This is a genomic window from Serratia sp. Je.1.23.a, assembly GCF_051129805.1.
Lineage (GTDB): Bacteria > Pseudomonadota > Gammaproteobacteria > Enterobacterales > Enterobacteriaceae > Serratia > Serratia liquefaciens.
Genome location: NZ_JBCPSR010000006.1, coordinates 163709 through 183779 on the forward strand (window position 1 = coordinate 163709; position 20071 = coordinate 183779).

General features: G+C 57.9%; 16 protein-coding genes. 5 read left to right on the forward strand and 11 right to left on the reverse strand.

The window, feature by feature from the left end; all coding sequences use genetic code 11:
• Nucleotides 1-85: 85 nt before the first annotated feature.
• Nucleotides 86-907 carry a co-chaperone DjlA gene (gene djlA / locus AAZT04_RS19910; RefSeq protein WP_020825180.1) on the forward strand — a complete coding sequence of 274 codons (822 nt, stop codon included), beginning with the start codon at nt 86-88 and terminating at the stop codon, nt 905-907.
• A 45-nt stretch (nt 908-952) separates the two neighbouring features.
• On the opposite strand, the gene rluA is transcribed toward djlA, so the two are convergent.
• From rluA to AAZT04_RS19925, 3 genes are all read right to left on the reverse strand, one after another.
• Nucleotides 953-1603 carry a bifunctional tRNA pseudouridine(32) synthase/23S rRNA pseudouridine(746) synthase RluA gene (gene rluA, locus AAZT04_RS19915; RefSeq protein WP_046374535.1) on the reverse strand — a complete coding sequence of 217 codons (651 nt, stop codon included), beginning with the start codon at nt 1601-1603 and terminating at the stop codon, nt 953-955.
• A gap of 56 nt (nt 1604-1659) precedes the next feature.
• Nucleotides 1660-4566 (reverse strand): RNA polymerase-associated protein RapA, encoded by a 2907-nt coding sequence (gene rapA / locus AAZT04_RS19920; RefSeq protein ID WP_434681457.1) that lies wholly within the window; start codon nt 4564-4566, stop codon nt 1660-1662.
• Nucleotides 4567-4834: 268 nt separating this feature from the next.
• Nucleotides 4835-7198, reverse strand: coding sequence for a DNA polymerase II (locus tag AAZT04_RS19925; RefSeq protein WP_041415212.1), 2364 nt, complete (start codon nt 7196-7198; stop codon nt 4835-4837).
• A 344-nt stretch (nt 7199-7542) separates the two neighbouring features.
• Here AAZT04_RS19925 and AAZT04_RS19930 point away from each other — a divergent pair, with 344 nt between their 5' ends.
• The gene (locus AAZT04_RS19930; RefSeq protein ID WP_020825184.1) at nt 7543-8313 is read left to right on the forward strand and encodes a DedA family protein; all 771 of its coding nucleotides are present in this window, start codon (nt 7543-7545) and stop codon (nt 8311-8313) included.
• Nucleotides 8314-8340: 27 nt separating this feature from the next.
• Here AAZT04_RS19930 and ilvN read toward each other — a convergent pair whose 3' ends face one another.
• The 7 genes from ilvN to sgrR all read right to left on the reverse strand — a co-directional run bounded on the left by ilvN (nt 8341) and on the right by sgrR (nt 16087).
• Nucleotides 8341-8634: an acetolactate synthase small subunit gene (gene ilvN, locus AAZT04_RS19935; RefSeq protein WP_020825185.1), complete on the reverse strand. Its 294-nt coding sequence runs from the start codon at nt 8632-8634 to the stop codon at nt 8341-8343.
• 3 nt (nt 8635-8637) lie between these two features.
• Complete coding sequence (ilvB, locus tag AAZT04_RS19940) at nt 8638-10332, reverse strand: acetolactate synthase large subunit (protein ID WP_048762919.1); 1695 nt, start codon at nt 10330-10332, stop codon at nt 8638-8640.
• Between the two features lie 111 nt (nt 10333-10443).
• Nucleotides 10444-10557 (reverse strand): ilvB operon leader peptide IvbL, encoded by a 114-nt coding sequence (ivbL, locus tag AAZT04_RS19945; RefSeq protein WP_218167600.1) that lies wholly within the window; start codon nt 10555-10557, stop codon nt 10444-10446.
• Between the two features lie 88 nt (nt 10558-10645).
• A complete protein-coding gene (gene thiQ / locus AAZT04_RS19950) occupies nt 10646-11350 on the reverse strand; it encodes a thiamine ABC transporter ATP-binding protein ThiQ (protein ID WP_174573728.1) in 705 nt (234 codons plus the stop codon).
• Between the two features lie 114 nt (nt 11351-11464).
• Nucleotides 11465-13069 (reverse strand): thiamine/thiamine pyrophosphate ABC transporter permease ThiP, encoded by a 1605-nt coding sequence (gene thiP, locus AAZT04_RS19955; protein WP_434681461.1) that lies wholly within the window; start codon nt 13067-13069, stop codon nt 11465-11467.
• Entirely contained in the window at nt 13045-14031 is a 987-nt protein-coding gene (gene thiB / locus AAZT04_RS19960; protein ID WP_434681463.1) for a thiamine ABC transporter substrate binding subunit, read from the reverse strand. The genes thiP and thiB overlap by 25 nt, the downstream gene beginning before the upstream one ends.
• Before the next feature lie 394 nt (nt 14032-14425).
• Nucleotides 14426-16087, reverse strand: a complete 1662-nt coding sequence (sgrR, locus tag AAZT04_RS19965; protein ID WP_046374530.1) for an HTH-type transcriptional regulator SgrR — start codon at nt 16085-16087, stop codon at nt 14426-14428.
• A gap of 90 nt (nt 16088-16177) precedes the next feature.
• Between sgrR and sgrT the strand changes: the two genes are divergently transcribed.
• From sgrT to AAZT04_RS19980, 3 genes are all read left to right on the forward strand, one after another.
• Nucleotides 16178-16351 carry a glucose uptake inhibitor SgrT gene (gene sgrT / locus AAZT04_RS19970; protein ID WP_020825191.1) on the forward strand — a complete coding sequence of 58 codons (174 nt, stop codon included), beginning with the start codon at nt 16178-16180 and terminating at the stop codon, nt 16349-16351.
• A 159-nt stretch (nt 16352-16510) separates the two neighbouring features.
• Nucleotides 16511-17716: a sugar efflux transporter gene (locus AAZT04_RS19975; RefSeq protein ID WP_020825192.1), complete on the forward strand. Its 1206-nt coding sequence runs from the start codon at nt 16511-16513 to the stop codon at nt 17714-17716.
• Nucleotides 17717-17857: 141 nt separating this feature from the next.
• Nucleotides 17858-19330 carry a DASS family sodium-coupled anion symporter gene (locus tag AAZT04_RS19980; RefSeq protein ID WP_020825193.1) on the forward strand — a complete coding sequence of 491 codons (1473 nt, stop codon included), beginning with the start codon at nt 17858-17860 and terminating at the stop codon, nt 19328-19330.
• Nucleotides 19331-19464: 134 nt separating this feature from the next.
• Here the strand turns inward: AAZT04_RS19980 and leuD are convergent, their stop codons facing one another.
• A complete protein-coding gene (leuD, locus tag AAZT04_RS19985; protein WP_020825194.1) occupies nt 19465-20067 on the reverse strand; it encodes a 3-isopropylmalate dehydratase small subunit in 603 nt (200 codons plus the stop codon).
• Nucleotides 20068-20071: the final 4 nt, after the last annotated feature.

Below are 20071 nucleotides of genomic sequence, written 5' to 3' on the forward strand. Positions count from 1 at the left end.
AATCCAAATCCTGAGAAAAATCGCCTTAACCCTTACCTAAGACGGAAGGGAGCAGTCGGCTTTCGGCATGATAATTGAGGAGTATATGCAGTATTGGGGAAAACTGCTCGGGGTCATCGTGGCCATTTGGGCTGGCGCGGGATTCTGGGGTGTAGTTTTGGGGCTGATTGTCGGTCATATGATCGACTCTGCGCGTAGCAACAAGCGCAGCCGGGGCTTTTTTACCGACCAGCAAACGCGGCAAACGCTGTTTTTCCGCACCACTTTTCAGGTGATGGGTCACCTGACCAAATCAAAAGGGCGCGTTACCGAGGCGGATATTCAGATCGCCAGCCTGTTTATGGATCGTCTGCAACTGCACGGGGAAGCCCGTACCGCGGCGCAGCAGGCGTTTCGTGAAGGCAAACAGAGCCAGTTCCCGCTGAGAGAAACGCTGCAGCAGTTCCGCAGCATCTGCTTTGGCCGTTTTGACCTGATTAGGATGTTTCTGGAAATTCAGATCCAGGCGGCGTTTGCCGACGGGTCACTGCATCCTAACGAACGGCAGGTACTGTATGTGATCGCCGAAGAGCTGGGCATTTCACGTGCGCAGTTCGACCAGTTCCTCAGCATGATGGAGGGCGGACGCCAGTTTGGCGGCGGTCAGCAGGGCGGTTATTCGCAAGGCGGTTACCAACAGGCGCAACGCGGTCCAACGCTGGAGGATGCCTGCAAGGTATTGGGTGTCAGCAGCAGCGACGACGCGACCACCATCAAGCGCGCCTACCGCAAGCTGATGAGCGAGCACCATCCGGATAAGCTGGTAGCGAAAGGTTTGCCGCCGCAAATGATGGAAATGGCCAAGCAGAAAGCGCAGGAAATTCAGGCGGCCTACGACCTGATCAAACGCGAGAAAGGCTTTAAGTAAAAAGAGGTGAGGGCTCGGTATTCTCTGAGCCCCTCTTTATATCGGTCAGAAGTCGGGTTCGACGCGAAAGTGCATCGGCGTCTGGAAAGCCGGATGGGTAATGCGCAGCTCTTGTGCATGCAGCTGTAAACGCGGCGCCATGGCTTTGGCTTCTGGCGTGGCATAGAAACCGTCGCCGAGGATAGGATGCCCCAGCGCCAGCATATGCACGCGCAGCTGGTGCGAGCGGCCAGTGATCGGCATGAGTTTGACCCGCGTGCTGCCGTCGGCGTCGCGTGACAACACCAGATATTCGGTTTGCGCCGCTTTGCCGGTCTCGAAACACACTTTCTGCAGCGGCCGATTCGGCCAGTCGCAAATCAGTGGTAAATCCACCAGACCTTCATCCTGCGCCAGATGCCCCCACACGCGGGCGATGTAGGACTTCTTCGGCTCGCGCTCACGGAACTGGCGCTTGAGTTCACGCTCGGCCGCCTTGTTCAGCGCCACCACAATCACCCCGCTGGTGGCCATATCCAGACGATGCACCGATTCGGCAGCCGGAAAATCCGCCTGAATGCGCGTCATCAGGCTGTCTTTATTTTCCGGCGCACGGCCCGGGACCGACAGCAGGCCACTTGGCTTGTTGACCACGATAATGTGCTCATCCTGATACAGGATATGCATCGGGCCCTGCGGGGGATTGTAGGGTTCCATTTTGTTGGCTCCGCTGAGAGTAACGGCCAGGGGAACTGCAGTTCCCCTGGTGCGGGTTACTGGTGAGTAACGACCACCAGACGGATTGCATCCAGACGCCATCCTGCTTCATTCAGGTTGAGCAGCACCTGCTTGCGGTTGAACTCCAGCGCTTCTACCTCGTCATCACGAATGTTCGGGTTGACCGCCTTCAGAGCTTCCAGACGAGCCAGCTCGGTGCTCAGCTTGTCATCCGCTTCCTGTTTGGCCTGCTCGATCAGAGCGCGAGCCTGTTCTTCAACCAGGCTTTCCGCCTGTTGCAACATGGCATGCACATCTTGTTGCACCGCATTGACCAGCTTGCTGGAGGTATGGCGGTTGACCGCGTTCAACTGGCGGTTGAAACTTTCGAATTCAACCTGCGCTGCCAGATTGGTACCTTTGCGATCCATCAACATGCGGATTGGCGTTGGCGGCAGGAAGCGAGTCAGCTGCAGATGTTTCGGCGCCTGCGCTTCGACCACATACACCAGCTCGACCAGCAGGGTACCGACCGGCAGTGCCTTGTTTTTCAACAGGGAAACTGCACAGCTGCCGGTATCGCCGGACAGGATCAAATCCAGGCCGTTGCGGATAATCGGGTGTTCCCAACTGACGAACTGGGCATCCTCACGCGACAGAGCCTGTTCGCGATCGAAGGTGACGGTACAGCCGTCCTGCGGTAGACCCGGGAAGTCGGGCACCAGCATGTGGTCGGACGGCGTCAGAACAATCAGGTTGTCGCTGCGATCGTCCTGATTGATGCCGACGATGTCGAACAGGTTCAGCGCGAAGCCCACCAGATTGACGTCGTTGTCCTGATTGGCAATGGCTTCCGCCAGAGTCTGCGCTTTCTCGCCGCCGTTGGAGTGCATTTCCAGCAGGCGGTCACGGCCCTGCTCGAGCTGCATTTTCAGGTGGTCGTGCTGCTGGCGGCAGGCGTGAATGAACTCGTCCAGCCCTTCCTGCTCGGTCGGCGAAGCCAGGAAAGCGATCAGCTGCTCGTAGCCGCTGTCGTAAATGGTACGGCCGGTCGGGCAGGTATGCTCGAAGGCATCGAGCCCTTCGTGGAACCAGCGGCCCAGAACTGCCTGCGCGGTGTTCTCCAGGTACGGCACCATGATTTGAATGTCATGCATCTGGCCGATACGGTCCAGACGGCCAATACGCTGTTCCAGCAGGTCCGGGTTGAACGGCAGGTCGAACATCACCAGGTGGCTGGCGAACTGGAAGTTACGGCCTTCGGAGCCGATCTCGGAACACAACAGCACCTGGGCACCGTCTTCTTCGGAGGCGAAGTAAGCGGCGGCGCGGTCGCGTTCGATAATCGACAGGCCTTCGTGGAACACGGCGGCGCGGATAGCTTCACGTTCCCGTAGCACTTGCTCCAATTGCAGCGCGGTGGCTGCCTTGGCGCAGATCACCAGCACTTTCTCGTGGCGATTGGCCACCAGATAGTTCAGTAACCATTCAACGCGAGGATCGAAGTTCCACCAGGTGGCGTTCTCGCCTTCGAATTCCTGATAGATTTGCTCTGGATAGAGCATGTCGCGTGCGCGCGCCTCAACGGTTTTCTTCGCGCCCATGATGCCGGACACTTTAATGGCGGTCTGGTACTGGGTCGGCAACGGCAGTTTGATCTGGTGCAGGTTGCGGTGTGGGAAGCCTTTGACACCGTTGCGCGTGTTACGGAACAGCACGCGGCTGGTGCCGTGGCGGTCCATCAGCATGGTGACCAGTTCCTGACGCGCCTGCTCGCTGTTTTCACCGTCGCTGTTGGCGGCTTTCAGCAGCGGTTCAATGTCTTGTTCGTCGATCAGCTCGCCGAGCAGGTTCAGCTTGTCGTCGGCCAGGCGCTCACCGCTGAGCAACAGGGTAACGGCATCGGCCACCGGGCGATATTTTTGCTGTTCGGCAACAAAATCGTGGTAGTCGTGGAAACGGTTCGGATCCAGCAGGCGCAGACGGGCGAAGTGGCTTTGTTGGCCAAGTTGCTCTGGCGTTGCGGTCAGCAGCAGCACGCCGGGAATGTGTTCTGCCAGTTGTTCGATCACCTGGTATTCACGGCTCGGCGCATCTTCGCTCCAGGCCAGATGGTGCGCTTCATCCACCACCAACAGATCCCACTGGGCATCGGCCAGCTCTTCCAGGCGCTGCTTGTTGCGGCGTACGAAGTCCAGCGAGCAGATCACCAGCTGTTCGGTTTCAAACGGGTTGCTGCTGTCGAGTTTGGCCTCTGAGTAACGGCTGTCGTCAAACAGAGAGAAATACAGGTTGAAGCGGCGCATCATTTCGACCAGCCACTGGTACTGCAGGGTTTCCGGCACCACGATCAATACGCGCTCGGCGCGGCCTGCCAGCAACTGCTGGTGGATAATCATCCCGGCTTCGATGGTTTTACCCAATCCAACTTCGTCCGCCAACAAAACGCGCGGCGCATGACGCTGGCCGACTTCATAGGCGATATGCAACTGGTGCGGGATCAGGCTGGCACGCATGCCACGCAGGCCAGCGAACGGCAGGCGATACTGCTCGCTCTGGTATTTACGCGCGCGGAAACGCAGGGCGAAACGGTCCATACGGTCGATCTGGCCGGCAAACAGGCGGTCCTGCGGCTTGCTGAAGGTCAATTTGCTGTCCAGCAGCACTTCGCGCATCGCCACACCGCTTTCCTGGGTATCCAGGCGGGTGCCGATATAGGTCAGCAGACCGTTATCCTCTTTGACCTCTTCGACCTGCAGTTCCCACCCTTCGTGGTTACTGATGGTGTCGCCCGGGTTGAACATCACGCGGGTGATTGGCGAGTCATTTCTGGCGTAGAGGCGGTTTTCACCGGTTGCGGGGAAAAGCAGGGTAATCATGCGCGCATCCAGCGCCACGACGGTTCCCAGTCCTAATTCGCTTTCCGTATCGCTGATCCAGCGTTGACCAAGTGTAAAAGGCATATATTGTCGGCTCGATTCTTTTAAGTAAGTCTTGTTACCGGGCGGAAAGGGCCGCGGCACCCGTATCAAACGTCTGCTAATCCCGATTTATTTTAATATGGCGGGCAATAGCTATTCATCCCATGCATACATCGTCAGACGACATGGGGGGTGTGTGGGTCCAGAATTTGGGAAGGGCGCTATGGTAATGGAAGGCGGCGCGTTCGTCACCTGCAAAACCCGATGATTTTTCTTAACCCTTCACCAAACCCTGCTGGCGGGCGGAATGTTAAAACAGTCCCATCTGCCCGGTCACCAGCGTGGTAAAATCGTCATGCAAAAATGGCAGTATAGCGTCTGCTACCGGCTGCAGCTGGCGCTCCAGATAATGGGGATAATCAATCGCCGACTGCTGGGTCTCCAGCGGCTCCGGCCCGGCCACAGTCATGACATAGCTGATCCAGCCGCCGTTTTGGTATTGCAACGGTCGTCCCTGCTGACGATTATAGTCGTCGGCGATACGTGCTGCGCGCACATGCGGCGGAACGTTGCGCTGATAGTCGTCCAGCTTCCTGCGCAGACGCTTACGGTAGACCAGCCGATCGTCGAAATCGCCGTTAAGCGTTTGGCTTACATATTCACGCACAAAATCCTGGTAGGGCTGGCGTTTAAAAATGCGTTGATACAGCAGGCGCTGAAACTGCTGTGCCAGCGGTGTCCAGTCGGTGCGCACCGTTTCCAATCCCTTGTAGACCATCTCTTCGCTGCCGTCCGGCTGGGCGATCAGCCCGGCGTAACGTTTTTTACTGCCCTGCTCGGCGCCGCGAATGGTCGGCATCAGGAAACGTGAATAATGGGTTTCAAACTCCAGTTCCAGCGCATTTTCCAGCCCGTACTCTTGCTGCAAATGCTGTTGCCACCATTGGTTCACCTGTTGCACCAGCTTTCGGCCTATTTGCGCCGCTTGCTGCTCGTCATGCGGTTGTTTGAGCCAAACGAAGGTTGAGTCGGTATCGCCGTAGATCACCTGATACCCCTGCGCCTCGATCAGCTCGCGCGTTTGCCGCATGATTTCATGGCCGCGCAGGGTGATCGACGAGGCTAATCGGGGATCGAAAAAACGACAGCCGCTCGATCCTAATACACCATACAGCGCGTTCATGATGATCTTTAAGGCCTGCGACAAGGCTTTGTTCTGCTGACGTTTCGCCGCTTCACGGCCTTGCCAGATCTGCTCGACGATTGCCGGCAAACAGTGCTTGCTGCGTGAAAAACGCGCGTGGCGAAAACCGGGCACCGAGTCCGCATCGCCTGGGTTTCGCATGCCTTCCACCAAGCCGACCGGGTCGATCAGGAAGGTGCGGATGATTGAGGGATACAGGCTCTTGTAATCCAGCACCAGCACCGAGTCATACAGGCCGGGTTGCGAATCCATCACAAAACCGCCGGGGCTGTGTTCCTCGGGCTGTTCACCCAGGTTGGGGGCCACAAAGCCCAGCCGGTGCATGCGCGGCATATACAGATTGCTGAAGGCGGCTACCGAACCGCCGCTGCGGTCGGCTGCCAGCCCGGTAACCGTGGCGCGTTCCAGCAGGAAGGTCAGCAACTCGGTTTTGGCAAAAATTCGTGTAACCAGTTCGCAGTCTTTCAGGTTGTAACGCGCTAGCGCGGGCTTGTCTTCGGCAAAGCGCCGGTCGATTTCTGCCATGCGCTGGTAAGGGTTATCGATAGACTTGCCTTCTCCCAGCAGCGTTTGCGACACGTGTTCCAGGCTGAACGACGGAAAGTTCCAGGTGGCGGATTTCAGCGCTTCAATGCCGTCGATAATCAGGCGACCGGCAGCGGAAGCGAAAAAGTGATTCTGTTTGAAACCGTGTTCGCGCCACTCCAGCAGGTTGCCGCCACGGCCCAGTCGCAGCGGGATCTGATAGCGTTCGGCGTGTTTTTGTAGCACGCGTAAATCGAACTGCACCAGGTTCCAGCCAATAATGGCGTCGGGATCGTGCCGCTCAAGCCATTGGTTCAGCCGTTCCAGCATTTGCGGACGGCTGACGCAGTACTCCAACTCAAAATCCAGTGGTTCATTGCCGCCGTTGGCGGGCCCAAGCATGTAAACCTGGCGCTGGCCGCAACCTTCCAGGGCAATCGAGTACAGCTCGCCGTGCGCGGTGGTTTCAATGTCCAGGGAGACCAGCTTCAAGGTTGGGCGGTATTCCGGCGCCGGTTTCATTTGGCCGCCCTGCAGCGGGCCGTTGCCGTTGGCCTGGCCGCTGAACCACACCGGTGCGGTGATGAAACGCTCCATCAGGTAGCGTTCCGGTGGACGGATATCGGCCTCGTAGACATTGACGCCGCCGTCTTTCAGCAACTTTTCCAGCTTGATCAATTGGCGATGCTGCCGGCAGTAAAGCCCCACCACCGGGCGATGGTGAAAGTCAGTCAACGGCAGGGGTTTCAGCTCCAGTTGCCGCTCCTCACGCAGCAGCAGTTCAGCGCGCTGGCGCTGTTCGGCCGGGATAAAGGCTACGGAAGTCTGCGGCGCCAGACGAAGTTGCTGCGGCCCATTGTCGGTCGCCAGCCAAAACTCCACCTCGGTGCCGGCAGGCGTATCACGCCAGTGACGGGTGAGCAGAAAGCCCTGTTGGAGTGACATCATATACCCTTCGTATTTCAAGCTGCGGCGTTGTTGGCTGCGTGCGTTCACCCCAGTCACTTACTTGAGTAAGCTCCTGGGGACTCTCGCTCTTGCCGCCTAGCCGCAACTTGAAATCCATTGGGTATTCCCCTGATGCTCAAGGCGTGGTGTCGTTGGCTGTTTGCGAAAGCTTTGGTTCTGGTAGATAAATTATAGTATGGGTTTTTATACAGTAATTGTCCATGGCCGCACAGTTCTGCCAAAAAAGCATACAATTCACATATTGACTCGCTCCCGGCCGCACCGGACAATCCCACGCCCACGCCCACGCCCACGCGCTTTGGATAACGAACAGAGGTTTAATGGAAGCCTATTTACAGCACTTGATCACCCAGTCATTGGCTTTCACTCTAATGGTGGTCATGTTTGTCGCGTTTCTGGAATCGCTGGCGCTGGTGGGGCTGTTGCTGCCCGGCACGGTCATGATGGCCAGTATCGGTGCGTTGATCGGCAGCGGTCAGGTAGATTTCTATTATGCCTGGGCTGCGGGCATCGTGGGTTGCCTGTTGGGTGACTGGATTTCTTACTTTATCGGCCGCGCCTTCAAGGGGCCGCTGCACCGCTGGTCATTCTTGAAGAAGAACAAAGCGATGCTGGACAAGACCGAGCACGCGTTGCACCAACACAGTATGGCGACCATCCTGATTGGGCGCTTTGTTGGCCCAACGCGCCCGCTGGTGCCGATGGTGGCCGGCATGCTCGATTTGCCGCCGTATAAATTCGCGTTGCCTAACATCATCGGCTGTATTGCCTGGCCACCAGTCTATTTCTTCCCCGGTATTTTGGCCGGCGTAGCCATCGATATCCCTGCCAGCGCCAACAGTGCGTTATTTAAGTGGTTGCTGTTTGCGGTAGTGGTATTGATTTGGCTGGCCGCCTGGCTGAGCTGGCGATGGTGGCGCGAAGGCAAACGCAGCGCCGACCGGCTTGGCAAGTGGCTGTCACCGGTACGTCTGCGGATGGCCTGCGTCCTGAGCTGGGGATTGGCGATCGGCACCTTTTATTATCTGCACCAGCAACCGCTGATGCCGGTTTATCGTCACCTGCTTTGGAAGGTGCTGGCCGGTCAATGACAAGGGGGCGTGACGCCCCTTTGCACCTTACTGGAAGAAGGCTTCCAGTTGTTCAAACACCCGCACGTCTTCGCTGTGGCGTTTTACCTGCAGCACATCTTCGAGTTTTTCTACCTGGCTGATCATCTGCACCAGCCGCTGATCGTCCGCCACCAATAGCCAGATGCGGCTTTGTTTACCGTCTTTCAGTGGCAGGCAAAGAATGCCCTCCACGTTGAAGGCGCGGCGGGCAAACAGGCCGCAGACGTGCGACATCACGCCAGGGTGGTTACGTACCGCCAGTTCCAGGATCACCTGTGGGTTATTGCGTTGTTCTGACATGGCTTATTCTCCAATCATGTCGATGTTGGCAGCGCCCGGCGGCACCATCGGGAAAACTTTTTCATTAATATCAATCAGCGCATGGATCAGGCAAGGCCCTGGACGTTGGATCGCTTCGGCCAGTGCCGCCTGCGGATCTTCTGCGGCATTCAAATCGCAGGTGTCCATCCCGAAACCGGCGGCAATCTTGATAAAGTCGGTGCGCTTGGGATAGGCGGCGGCGAAAATGCGCTGCTGGTAGAACAGCGTTTGCTGCTGGTGCACCAGCCCCAACGCCTGGTTGTTCATCAGGATAATTTTCACGTCCAGGTCATGTTCGACGGCGGTCGCCATTTCCTGAATGTTCATCATCAGGCTGCCGTCACCGGAGAAACACAGCACCTTGCGCTGCGGCTCGGCCAGGGCAGCGCCGATCGCCGCTGGCAGGCCGAAGCCCATGGTGCCCAGCCCGCCGGAGGTCAACCACTGGCGCGGTCGGCTCAGCGGATAGGCTTGTGCTACCCACATCTGATGCTGGCCCACGTCGGTGGTAATGATGGCGTTTTCGTCCACGCAGCGCGCGGCAGCCAGCACCAGCCCGTAGTGGCTCAGCGGATCTTCGGCGTTAGGCATGCTGAACGGGAACTCGCGCTTGAGATCATTGACGGTACTCAGCCATTCGCTGCGTGGCTGTGCTTCAATTTGAGGCAGCAGTTGTTGCAATACCTGGCCTACGTCGGCGTGAATGGCAATATTGGCCTGCTTTACCTTGCCCAGTTCGGCGCGATCGATGTCCACGTGAATGATGCTGGCGTTTGGACAGAATTGCTCGGTCTTGCCAATCGCCCGATCGTCAAAGCGCGCGCCCAGCACGATCAGTAAATCAGCCTCTTGCAGAATAAAGTTGGTACTGCGCGCCGCATGCATACCCAGCATGCCCAGCGACAACGGATGCTGCACCGGCATGGCGCCCAATGCCATCAGCGTCATGGTGGTGGGCAGGTTGGCGCGTTCAGCGAGCTCAATCGCCTGCTGATAGGCGTTGGCGCAGATGATGCCGCCGCCCAGATACAACACCGGGCGTTTGGCCTGATTGATCATCGCGGCGGCCTGCGCCACGGCGGTAGCTTCAAAGGTTGGCGCCGCATCGGGAACGGCGATCGGCGGCAGTTCGTCCAGGCTGATAACCGCCGTTTGAACATCTTTCGGTACGTCGATCCACACCGGGCCAGGGCGGCCGGATTCAGCGATGCGGAATGCGTCACAAATCACCTGCGGCAGTTCGCGGATATCGCGGACCAAATGGTTGTGCTTGGTGATTGGAATCGAGATGCCATAGGTGTCCACTTCCTGGAAGGCGTCGGTGCCAATCATCGAAGAGGGCACCTGGCCGGTGATACACACCAGCGGGATAGAATCGAGTTTGGCGTCGGCGATGGCGGTGACCAGATTGGTCGCGCCCGGGCCGCTCGAGGCGATACAAACCGCCGCTTTCCCGTTAGCGCGTGCCATACCCTGCGCCATAAAACCCGCCCCCTGTTCGTGGCGAGCCAGTACGTGATGAATACGGGTGCTTTGGCTCAGCGCGTCATACAGCGGCAGTGCCGCGCCGCCGGGAATGCCGGCGACGGTGGTGATGCCCTGACGCTCCAGCAGATGAACGATCAACTCTGCGCCGGTGAAGCGGTTACCTTGATGTGGCGTGCCCGAAATTACCATGTTCCTATCCTTTCTCAAGGCCGGTTTGCTTTTCTGGGCAGGGGGCTAAAACTAAAAACCCCGCCCGGTTTGCGCCGGCGGGGTTTGGGAATCGATGCGTTGATTCGGACCCTACGGCGCATTGCCGACGACCACCACCACACGCACGACGACCACCGCGGCTGGTAGCGCGGTAATTAGTAGGGTCGAAGTCAGCGAGGATGCGATCACAGGGAACCTTATCATCAGTAAAAAAAGTCAGGTTTTTATAAAACCACAGGCGAAAAATTCGCACAACTGGTTTATTTGCACAGCATAAAAAACGGGCGGAAGATCACGGTTTGTGTGAAATGCCCAGCACCTTGGCTTCCGGCGCGCTGCCGTCCAGCAGCGCCTGCGTCGGGCCGTCGTAAAAAATACGGCCGTCCACCACCAGCAGGGTCCGTGGCGCGATGCGTGCGGCGTCATCCAGGTTGTGCGATACCATCAACAGCGTCAGGTTTCGCTGGTCGCAAACTTCCTGCAGCAGTTGCAGCATCTCGTTGCGTAAAGCCGGATCGAGCGCCGAAAAAGGTTCGTCGAGTAACAGGATGGGCCGCTGGCGGATCAGGCAACGCGCCAGGGCGGCACGCTGGCGTTGGCCACCGGAAAGCTGTGACGGCAGGCGAGGCAGATGTTCTTCCAGCCCTACTTGCCGGGCAATTTGCGCCAACTGCCGCTTCTGCTCTTCATTCAGCCGCAGGCCGGGATCCAGGCCTAAACCGATGTTCTGCGCCACCGTCAGGTGGGCGAACAGGTTATTTTCCTGAAACAGCATCGAGACCGGGCGCTTGGCTGGCGGCGTGCCGGTGTGGTTGCTACCGTTGAGCAGCAACCTGCCGCTGGCGGACGGCAGAAAACCGGCGATCAGGCTGAGCAGAGTGCTCTTCCCCGCCCCGCTGGGGCCCAGCACAGCGACGCGTTCGCCCGGTTGAATATGCAGGTCGAAGCGCATTGGCAGGTGTTCATACAGGTAGGTCAGTTTTTCAAGCTTTAGCATATGTCCTTCATCTTTCACGTTGCCGCTGTGTTGACTTTCTTCACTTATCCCAGTCACTTAGGGAACTAAGCTCCTGGGAATGCGCTCAGTCGCCGCCTTGCTGCAGCTTGAAATCTATCGGTCAGAGCGGCCCGGTAAGCGTTCGATCAGGGTAAACAGCAGGAAGCACAGCAACAGCAAAAGCAGCGCGGTGACCGCGCCGTCATTGCTGCGGTAGGCGCCGATCTGCTGGTACAGGTAAAAAGGCAGGGTGCGGAAATGTTCGTTGCCAAACAGTGCTACCACGCCGAAATCGCCGATCGACAGTACGCAGGCGAAGGCCAGCGCCTGGGCCAACGGGCGGCGCAGTGCTTTCAGCTCAATCCAGCGTAGCCGCTGACAGCCCTGAATATCCAGCGACAGGCACAGCGGATTATAACGTTCGGCCAAGTCGCGCATGGGGTTTTCCAACACTTTTAGCGCATAGGGCACTGCCATCAACGCATTGGTGAGGATCACCAGCGCGTACGGCGACTGCGGCAGCCCGACGGTGTCGCTCAACAGCAGGAAGAAACCGGTGGCCAGCACAATGCCCGGCATCGCCAGGATCACCATACCGCTCAACTCCAGCGCGTGCCCCCAACGCAGTCTCTGTTGCAGCTTCAGCTCACGGCTGCTCCACAGCAGCATCATGGTCAGCATGACACAAAGTACGCCCGCCCCCAGAGCGATGAGTAACGAAGTGAACAATGCCTGCCACAACACCTGTTGCTGCAGGACGCTAACCATCGTTTGATTGGCGCCGTCGGCGATCACCGCCAGCAGTGGGGGCAACAGCAGCAGCAACGCGGCGGCAATCAGCAAAAAGTCACTGATGCGTCGCCACAGGCTGTCTTCCGGATTACGCCAGATAGTGGCATGGGTATTGCCGACCGGCAGCCCCTGGCTCAGGCGCTGGCTGAAGATCACCAGCCCCAGGCAGCATGCCAGTTGGATCAGCGCCAGCAGCGCGGCGCGGCTGAGATCGTAGTCGTAACTGAGCGCCTGATAGATGGCCAGTTCGATGGTGGTTGCCTGCGGCCCACCTCCCAGCGACAGTACGGTGGCGAAGCTGGCGAAGCACAGCATAAAGATCAGCGCGCCGCTCGGCAGGATTTGACGGCGCAGCGCCGGCCACTCGACAAAGCGAAACTGCTGCCAACCGCTCATGCCGAGCTGGGCTGCCAATTGGCGCTGTTCAACCGGGATGTTTTCCAGCGCCTGCAGCAACAGACGTGTCGCCAACGGCAGGTTGAAGAACATGTGCGCCAGCAGGATGCCCTGCAGACCATAAGGCGTGAAACTGTAGTTAATGCCCAGCCAGCCACACAGCATTGCCAACCAGCCCTGGCGGCCATATACGCTGAGCAGGCCGAATACCGCCACCAGCACCGGCAGCACCAGCGTCATGGCGCAGAGCCGCAGCAGTAACTGACGACCGGGGAAACGGCGGCGATAGAGCGCCCGAGCCAGCAGGATCGCGGGTAGCACCGAGATCAGCGCGGACAGCAGGGCCTGCCAAAACGTGAAGCGCACTACGTGCCACAGGTAGCTGTCTTGCCATATACCACGCCAATCGCTGTCCGGCGCGTGCCGCCACAGCGACCCCATCGCCAGCACGGCGATGGTCAGGATCAGGCCGGCGGCCAGCAGCCCCGGCCATAGCCAACGCGGGATCAGTGGCTGACGGCGGTTTGCCATGCCCGGATCCAGTTACTGCGTTGTTTGGCCACGTCTTCTGCGCTGTACTGCAGTGCGGTCTGCGGGACGGTCATTTGGTCAAATCCGGCCGGCAGTGAGGTCTTGATCACCGGGTACATCCAGTTGCCGGTAGGAATGGCGTTTTGGAACGCCGGGGATACCATAAATTGCATAAAGCGTTCCGCCAACTCAGGTTGCTTGCTGGCCTTGAGTTTGCCCGCCACTTCCACCTGCAGATAATGGCCTTCACTGAAGTCGGCCGCGGCGTAGCTGTCTTTTTTTTCTTCAATCAGATGGTAGGCCGGGGAGGTGGTGTAGCTAAGCACCAAATCGCCTTCGCCTTTCAGGAACAGGCCATAGGCTTCGCTCCAGCCCTTGGTCACGGTGACGGTTTTCTTCGCCAGCTTCTGCCAGGCTGCCGGTGCCTGATCGCCATACACTTTCTGCATCCACAGCAGCAGACCCAAACCTGGGGTACTGGTACGCGGATCCTCATAGATCACTTTCCAGTTCTGGCTGCTGTCGACCAGCTCATGCAGGCTTTTGGGCGGGTTTTTCAGCTTTTCTTTGTTGTAAACGAAAGCAAAGTAGCCGTAGTCATAGGGGACGAAGGTTTTGTCTTGCCAGCCGCCCGGTACGTTCAATTTGCTGCTGTCGACGTCGCTTGGCGCGAATAGCCCGGTTTGTTGCGCCGCCTGCAGCAGGTTGTTGTCCAGCCCCAGCACCACGTCGGTGGCGCTGTTTTTGCCTTCCATGCGCAGGCGGTTAAGCAGTGAGACACCGTCTTCCAGCGCGACAAATTTCAGCTCGCAATCACATTGGGCCTCAAAGGCTTTTTTGACCGCCGGGCCAGGGCCCCAGTCAGCGGCGAAGGAATCGTAGGTGTAGACCGTCAGCGTGGGCTTGGCGAACACCGGTGCGGCGCACAGCAACAGTAACAAGGGCAGACTTTTTTTGACCACTTTGCACTCCTGAAAATTTAGGGGGGCAAGGGTATCTGAGGGGGCAAGCGGCTGATGCCGGATCGCTGGGCTCAAATCCCTCCGCCGGTATTGACCGGATCAGGTTCGACGGGTTTATCCCCTTCATACTTGAAGTTGCAGCGGTGTTGGCTTCTCTCTCTCACCCCAGTCACATAGGAATTCTATGTTCTTGGGGATTTATGAGCCTCGTCCATGAGGCTCGCCCTTCGGGCCAACGCAAGCGCTGTTCAAATCGGTTCCCGACCGATTTGTCGCTCGGTTGCCGCCTACCTGCAACGTCAATTATTTTGGGTATATCTCAGCAATAAATCGTTTTTCGCACCCCGTTGAGACGGCGCCATTGTAAAGACTAACGGGCGCCGGTGAAAGGTGCTTATGCTTCCGGCGGCGCAAACCAGGCGGATTTGAAATCAAACCAACCCAGAGTGTTCATTCGCACGCCGCGCATGCTGCGCTGGCCATGCAGTTGCAGCCAGTGGTGGAACAGAGGATGCAATTGATGGCCGCTGACCAGACGTTGGCAAAAGTCCGCCAGCGGCAGGGCATTGGCGCGCCACAGCGCCGCATCTTCGGACAAGTCCTCACTCATGCAGTGCTGCATCAGCGGCAGTTCATACAGGGTGGCGAACAGTGAGAACTCCAGCGGCAGGTAAAAGTTGGCGCTGCCGAGCCACAAATCGGTGCTCGCGTCGCCTTTATGCCAGGTAGCGTAATCGACAATCTGAATATTCAGCTTAATGCCGTGCTGCGCCAGCAGCGGCTCGATCGCCTGCTGAATGGCGTGGAACTCCGAATGTTCGCTGTAGTAGGTCAGGGTCAGTTCGGTCAATCCGGCCGGTTTGGGCTGCAATGCCAGCGCGCGATTGTGGTGCCAGCGCGGCAGAATGCCGTAGGCCGGTGACCAATAGCGTTGATAAACAGGGCCGGCGTTGCTCAGGAGCGAAATAGGGTTGATCAGTTCGCATAACCAGCTGCGGATGACCGGATCGGCCGCCAGCGGGGAGCGCTGATCGAATAGCAGAAAATAGCAGCCTTCTTCCAGTCGACTTTCCAGCTCGTTTTTCCCGGTATCGTCCGCCTGGAGCTGTACGCCGGAGTGCACCAGTTCTTCGGTTACCTCTGGCAGCACCCAGATATTGACCTCGTCGATCAGTGCGCGATAGCCAAAGTAATCATCAAAGGCGTGAATTTTCATCTGGCTGCGGTGATTGCGCACCACGCTATAGGGGCCGGTACCGACCGGATGGCGCGAGAACTCCGGCAGGCTCTGCCACTCGCGCGGCAATATCATGGCGTGTACGCTGCCCAGCAGCCACGGCAGCCAGTAATCGGGGCTGTGCAGATGTACGTCAATCACGTAGGGCGTCGGCGACGTCACGCGTTCGATATGGGAGAACAGCGGTTGTGGCATCAACCGGCTGAGCGAACTGATGACATCTTCCATTTCCAGCTCGCGCCCATGGTGGAAATGAATGGCCGGGCGTAAATAAAAGCGCCAATGCAATGGCGTTAAAGCTTGCCAGTGATGAGAAAGATCGGATTCCAGTTCCCCGTTTTCCTCATTTATCCGCGTCAGGCCGCTGAAAATTTGTCTCGCCAAATGGGTTTCCGAGCGGCGCAGCGCCGAGCCTGGCAACAGATTGTACAGTTGCCGGTAGTAGAGCACGCGCAGGATATGTTTACCCTGACGAAAGCTGCGGCCCAGTTGGGACAGCAGCATCTGCCGCACCACATTTTTATCGCCGACCAGTTGCACCAGCTGATCGATACGATCCTGCTCCAGCAACTCCTCGGCACGCTGCTGCTGCAACGCCAGACCGGTATAGTGAAAGGTCAGTTGCGAACGCTTGCCGCGCCCCGATTCTGCCTGCCAGGTCAGCCAGCCCTGCTGCTGCATGGCGCCCAGTAACGAACGCACGTGGCGGCGCGAGCAACTGAGCACTTCGGCCAGCTCTTGTAACGTGGTTTCGGTCGGTTCGCCATGGCAGCGCTGCCACAGGCGAATGAACTGCTGTTGCAATCTGGAAGTGGACATAAAAGAGGAAGGCTCCGGCGGTAACCCATCAATTTATCTTTCCCTATATTACGCCGATAATTTTCCTCAATGAAAGGGGGAGGGCGACGGATGAAAGTTTTCTTGTCAAAACAGTTCTATCAGCGCTACTTCAGCGCAGTACGCCGGCAGCACGCTGACTGGTTGGGACTGGTACCTGAACAGGCGCGGCTGGAGATGTTGGCCCACCTGACCCAATGGGATATCGCGTCAATGACGGACAAGCAATACCGCGAGCACCTCTGAGGCTTCGGTAGCGAAAGTGTTTCTGAGTAATGGTGCTGTTCACCAGCCAGTGGGGTCATACCCACTGGTTTTTTTATTGTGGGCTGTGGGGATATTCTTGCAATTTTTTCCCCTTGGCCTAAGGTTCTGTCTTCCGCATTAAGGGCCTGAGACGAAGATATGAAACGACTGCATTGGCTGCCACGCCGCTTTAATCCCGTCTTTGCCGCTTTCCTGCTGATTGCTTTCCTTTCCGGTATTGCCGGAGCGCTATTGGCGCCGACCCTGAGCCTGTTTTTAACCACCGAGGTTAAGGTCCGACCGCTGTGGGTCGGTCTGTTCTATACCGTTAACGCCATTGTCGGCATCGCGGTCAGTTTTCTGCTGGCCAAACGTTCGGACACGCGCGGCGATCGACGCAAGCTGATCCTGGTGTGCTGCCTGATGGCGGTCGGCAACTGCCTGCTTTTTGCCTTCAACCGCGACTATTTGACGCTGATTACGGCCGGGGTGCTGTTGTCGGCAATTGCCAACACCGCCATGCCACAGATTTTCGCACTGGCGCGGGAATATGCTGACAGCTCGGCACGTGAAGTGGTGATGTTCAGCTCGGTCATGCGTGCGCAGCTGTCGTTGGCCTGGGTGATTGGCCCGCCGCTTTCGTTTACGCTGGCGTTGAATTACGGCTTTACGGTGATGTTCGTTATTGCCGCGGCGACCTTTGCAATTTGTGCATTACTGGTGTGGTTTACGCTGCCTTCGGTGCCGCGTGTCGCGCCGGTAGAACCTGCCGATACGCTAATCGCAGCGCCTTCGGCACCGATTGCCCCAGTCAGCGCCTGGCGGAACCCGGATGTCAGGCGGTTGTTTATCGCCTCGGTGCTGATGTGGACCTGCAATACCATGTACATCATCGACATGCCGCTGTATATCACCGCCGATCTGGGCCTGCCGGAGAACCTGGCGGGACTGCTGATGGGCACGGCGGCCGGGCTGGAGATCCCGGCGATGCTGCTGGCCGGTTATTACGTCAAGCGCTTCGGCAAACGCAATATGATGCTGTTCGCCGTGGTGGCAGGCATCCTGTTTTATGCCGGGCTGGTGGTGTTTAAATTCAAGCTGGCGCTGATGGTATTACAGCTGTTCAATGCCATCTTTATCGGCATTATCGCCGGTATTGGCATGCTCTATTTCCAGGACCTGATGCCAGGGCGGCCCGGTGCGGCGACAACGCTGTTTACCAACAGTATTTCTACCGGGGTGATCCTGGCCGGGGTGCTGCAGGGCGCGTTGGTGGAAAACCTGGGTCATTACGCGGTGTATTGGCTGGCGGCACTGCTGGCGGTGGCGGCGTTATGGATGAGCGTTCGCGTGCGAGAAGTGTGAGTTTAAACGTCGTCAACATTGACGCATGTCATTGAGAACATTACGCCAACGGCCCAAGCTAAACGAAACCGGAGCCCGATCGCTGTGCTCCCGCCCATCTTGCTGCTGAGATGCCGATCCGTTTAGAAAAGTGGGTATGTTATGGATAAACTAACACCGCTCAAACCTGTCCCTTCCCTGTGTGCCGTCGTCGTCGCTCTGCTTATCTGGTTTGTGATCCCGGTTCCCGAAGGGGTTGCGCCCAATGCCTGGCATCTGCTGGCGCTGTTTATCGGCACTATCATCGCCATCATCGGCAAGGCAATGCCGATTGGTGCGGTTTCGATAGTGGCCATCGCACTGGTGGCCGTAACCGGTGTCACTAACCCCGGCAAACCGGGCGCGGCGCTCAATGATGCACTCAGCGGGTTCTCCAACCAGTTGATTTGGTTGATCGGTTTTTCGATCATGATCTCCCTTAGCCTGAACAAAACCGGGCTGGGCGCGCGCATTGGCTACTACTTTATTTCGTTGTTCGGTAAGAAGACGCTGGGGATCGCCTATGCATTGACGCTGGCGGAAACCACCCTGGCGCCAGTCACCCCAAGCAATACCGCCCGAGGCGGCGGGATTATCCATCCGATCATGAAGTCAATCGCCGACAGCTTCGGCTCGCGGCCCGATCTGAATACCTCAGGCAAAATTGGCCGCTATCTGTCGCTGGTGAATTACAACATCAACCCTATCACGTCGGCGATGTTTATCACCGCGACTGCGCCTAACCCGCTGATCGTCAGCCTGATCGCCAAGGGGACGCACGGCAACTTCGAACTCTCCTGGTCAATGTGGGCAATTGCTGCTCTGGTGCCGGGCGTGTGTTCGTTGATCGTTATGCCGCTGGTCATTTATCTGTTGTATCCGCCGGAGGTGAAAAGTACCCCGGACGCGCCGCGCTTCGCCCGCGACAAGCTACAGGCTTTGGGGCCAATCACCTTGCCGGAGAAAATCACCCTGGCAGTGTTTGCTCTGTTGCTCGTGCTATGGGCCGGCATTCCGGCGATGATCTTCGGCCCGGCGCTGGCGGTTAACCCCACCACGGCCGCGCTGATTGGCCTGGCGGTGCTGTTGGCGACCGGCGTGCTGAGTTGGGAAGACGTTTTGAAGCACAAAGGGGCCTGGGATACGGTGGTGTGGTTCTCTGCGTTGGTGATGATGGCCAGTTTCCTCGGCAAGTTGGGGCTGATTAGTTGGCTGTCGCAGACCGTGGGCAGCGGTATTGATCATATGGGGATGAGCTGGGTGGGCGGCACCGTGCTGTTAACCATCATCTATCTGTATTCGCACTACTTCTTTGCCAGCACCACCGCACACGTCACCGCCATGTTTGCCGCCTTCTTTGCCGCTGGCGTTGCGCTCGGGGCGCCACCGGCGCTGTTGGGCCTGATCCTGGCGTTTTCGTCTTCTCTGATGATGTCACTGACCCACTATGGTACCGGGACGGCGCCGATCATTTTCGGTTCCGGCTATGTGACGCTGGGCGAATGGTGGAAAGCCGGTTTTGTGATGAGCGTGATTAACCTGCTGATTTGGATGTTAATTGGTGGGGCCTGGTGGAAGTGGCTGGGTTACTGGTGATACCCGTCATACTTGAAGCTGCTGCGGTGTTGGCTGCGTAAGCGCACCCCTGTCACTTAGTTCACTAAGCTCCAGGGGATTTACTTACTTGCCGCCTTGCCGCAGCTCCAATTATTTAGGGTATTAGCCGCTGATCAGTTCAGAAACGCGGGCTGCTGCGCCTCGTAGCGTGAAATATCCGCTTCGTGTTGCAGCGTCAGGCCGATGCTGTCCAATCCGTTAATCATGCAGTGGCGGCGGAAGCTGTCGATCTCAAACGGGTAGCTTTTGCCGCCGGCATTGACCGTCTGGTTCTCCAAATCGACCACGAATTCGACCCCTTCGTTGTCTGCGACCAGTTTGAACAGTTCATCAACCTGCTGTTCGCTCAAAGTAACCGGCAGCAGCTGGTTGTTGAACGAGTTGCCGTAGAAGATATCGGCGAAGCTGGGCGCAATCACCACTTTAAAACCGTAATCGGTCAGTGCCCACGGAGCGTGCTCGCGTGAGGAGCCACAGCCAAAGTTTTCGCGCGCCAGCAGGATGCTGGCACCCTTGTAGCGCGGCTTGTTCAGCACGAACTCAGGGTTTGGCTGCTGGCCGGCGTCATCGAGGAAGCGCCAGTCGTTAAACAGGTGCTGGCCGAAGCCGGTACGCGTCACTTTCTGTAAAAACTGTTTTGGAATGATGGCGTCGGTGTCGACGTTAGCCGCGTCCAGAGGCACGACCAAACCAATATGTTGAGTAAATTTAGACACGTTA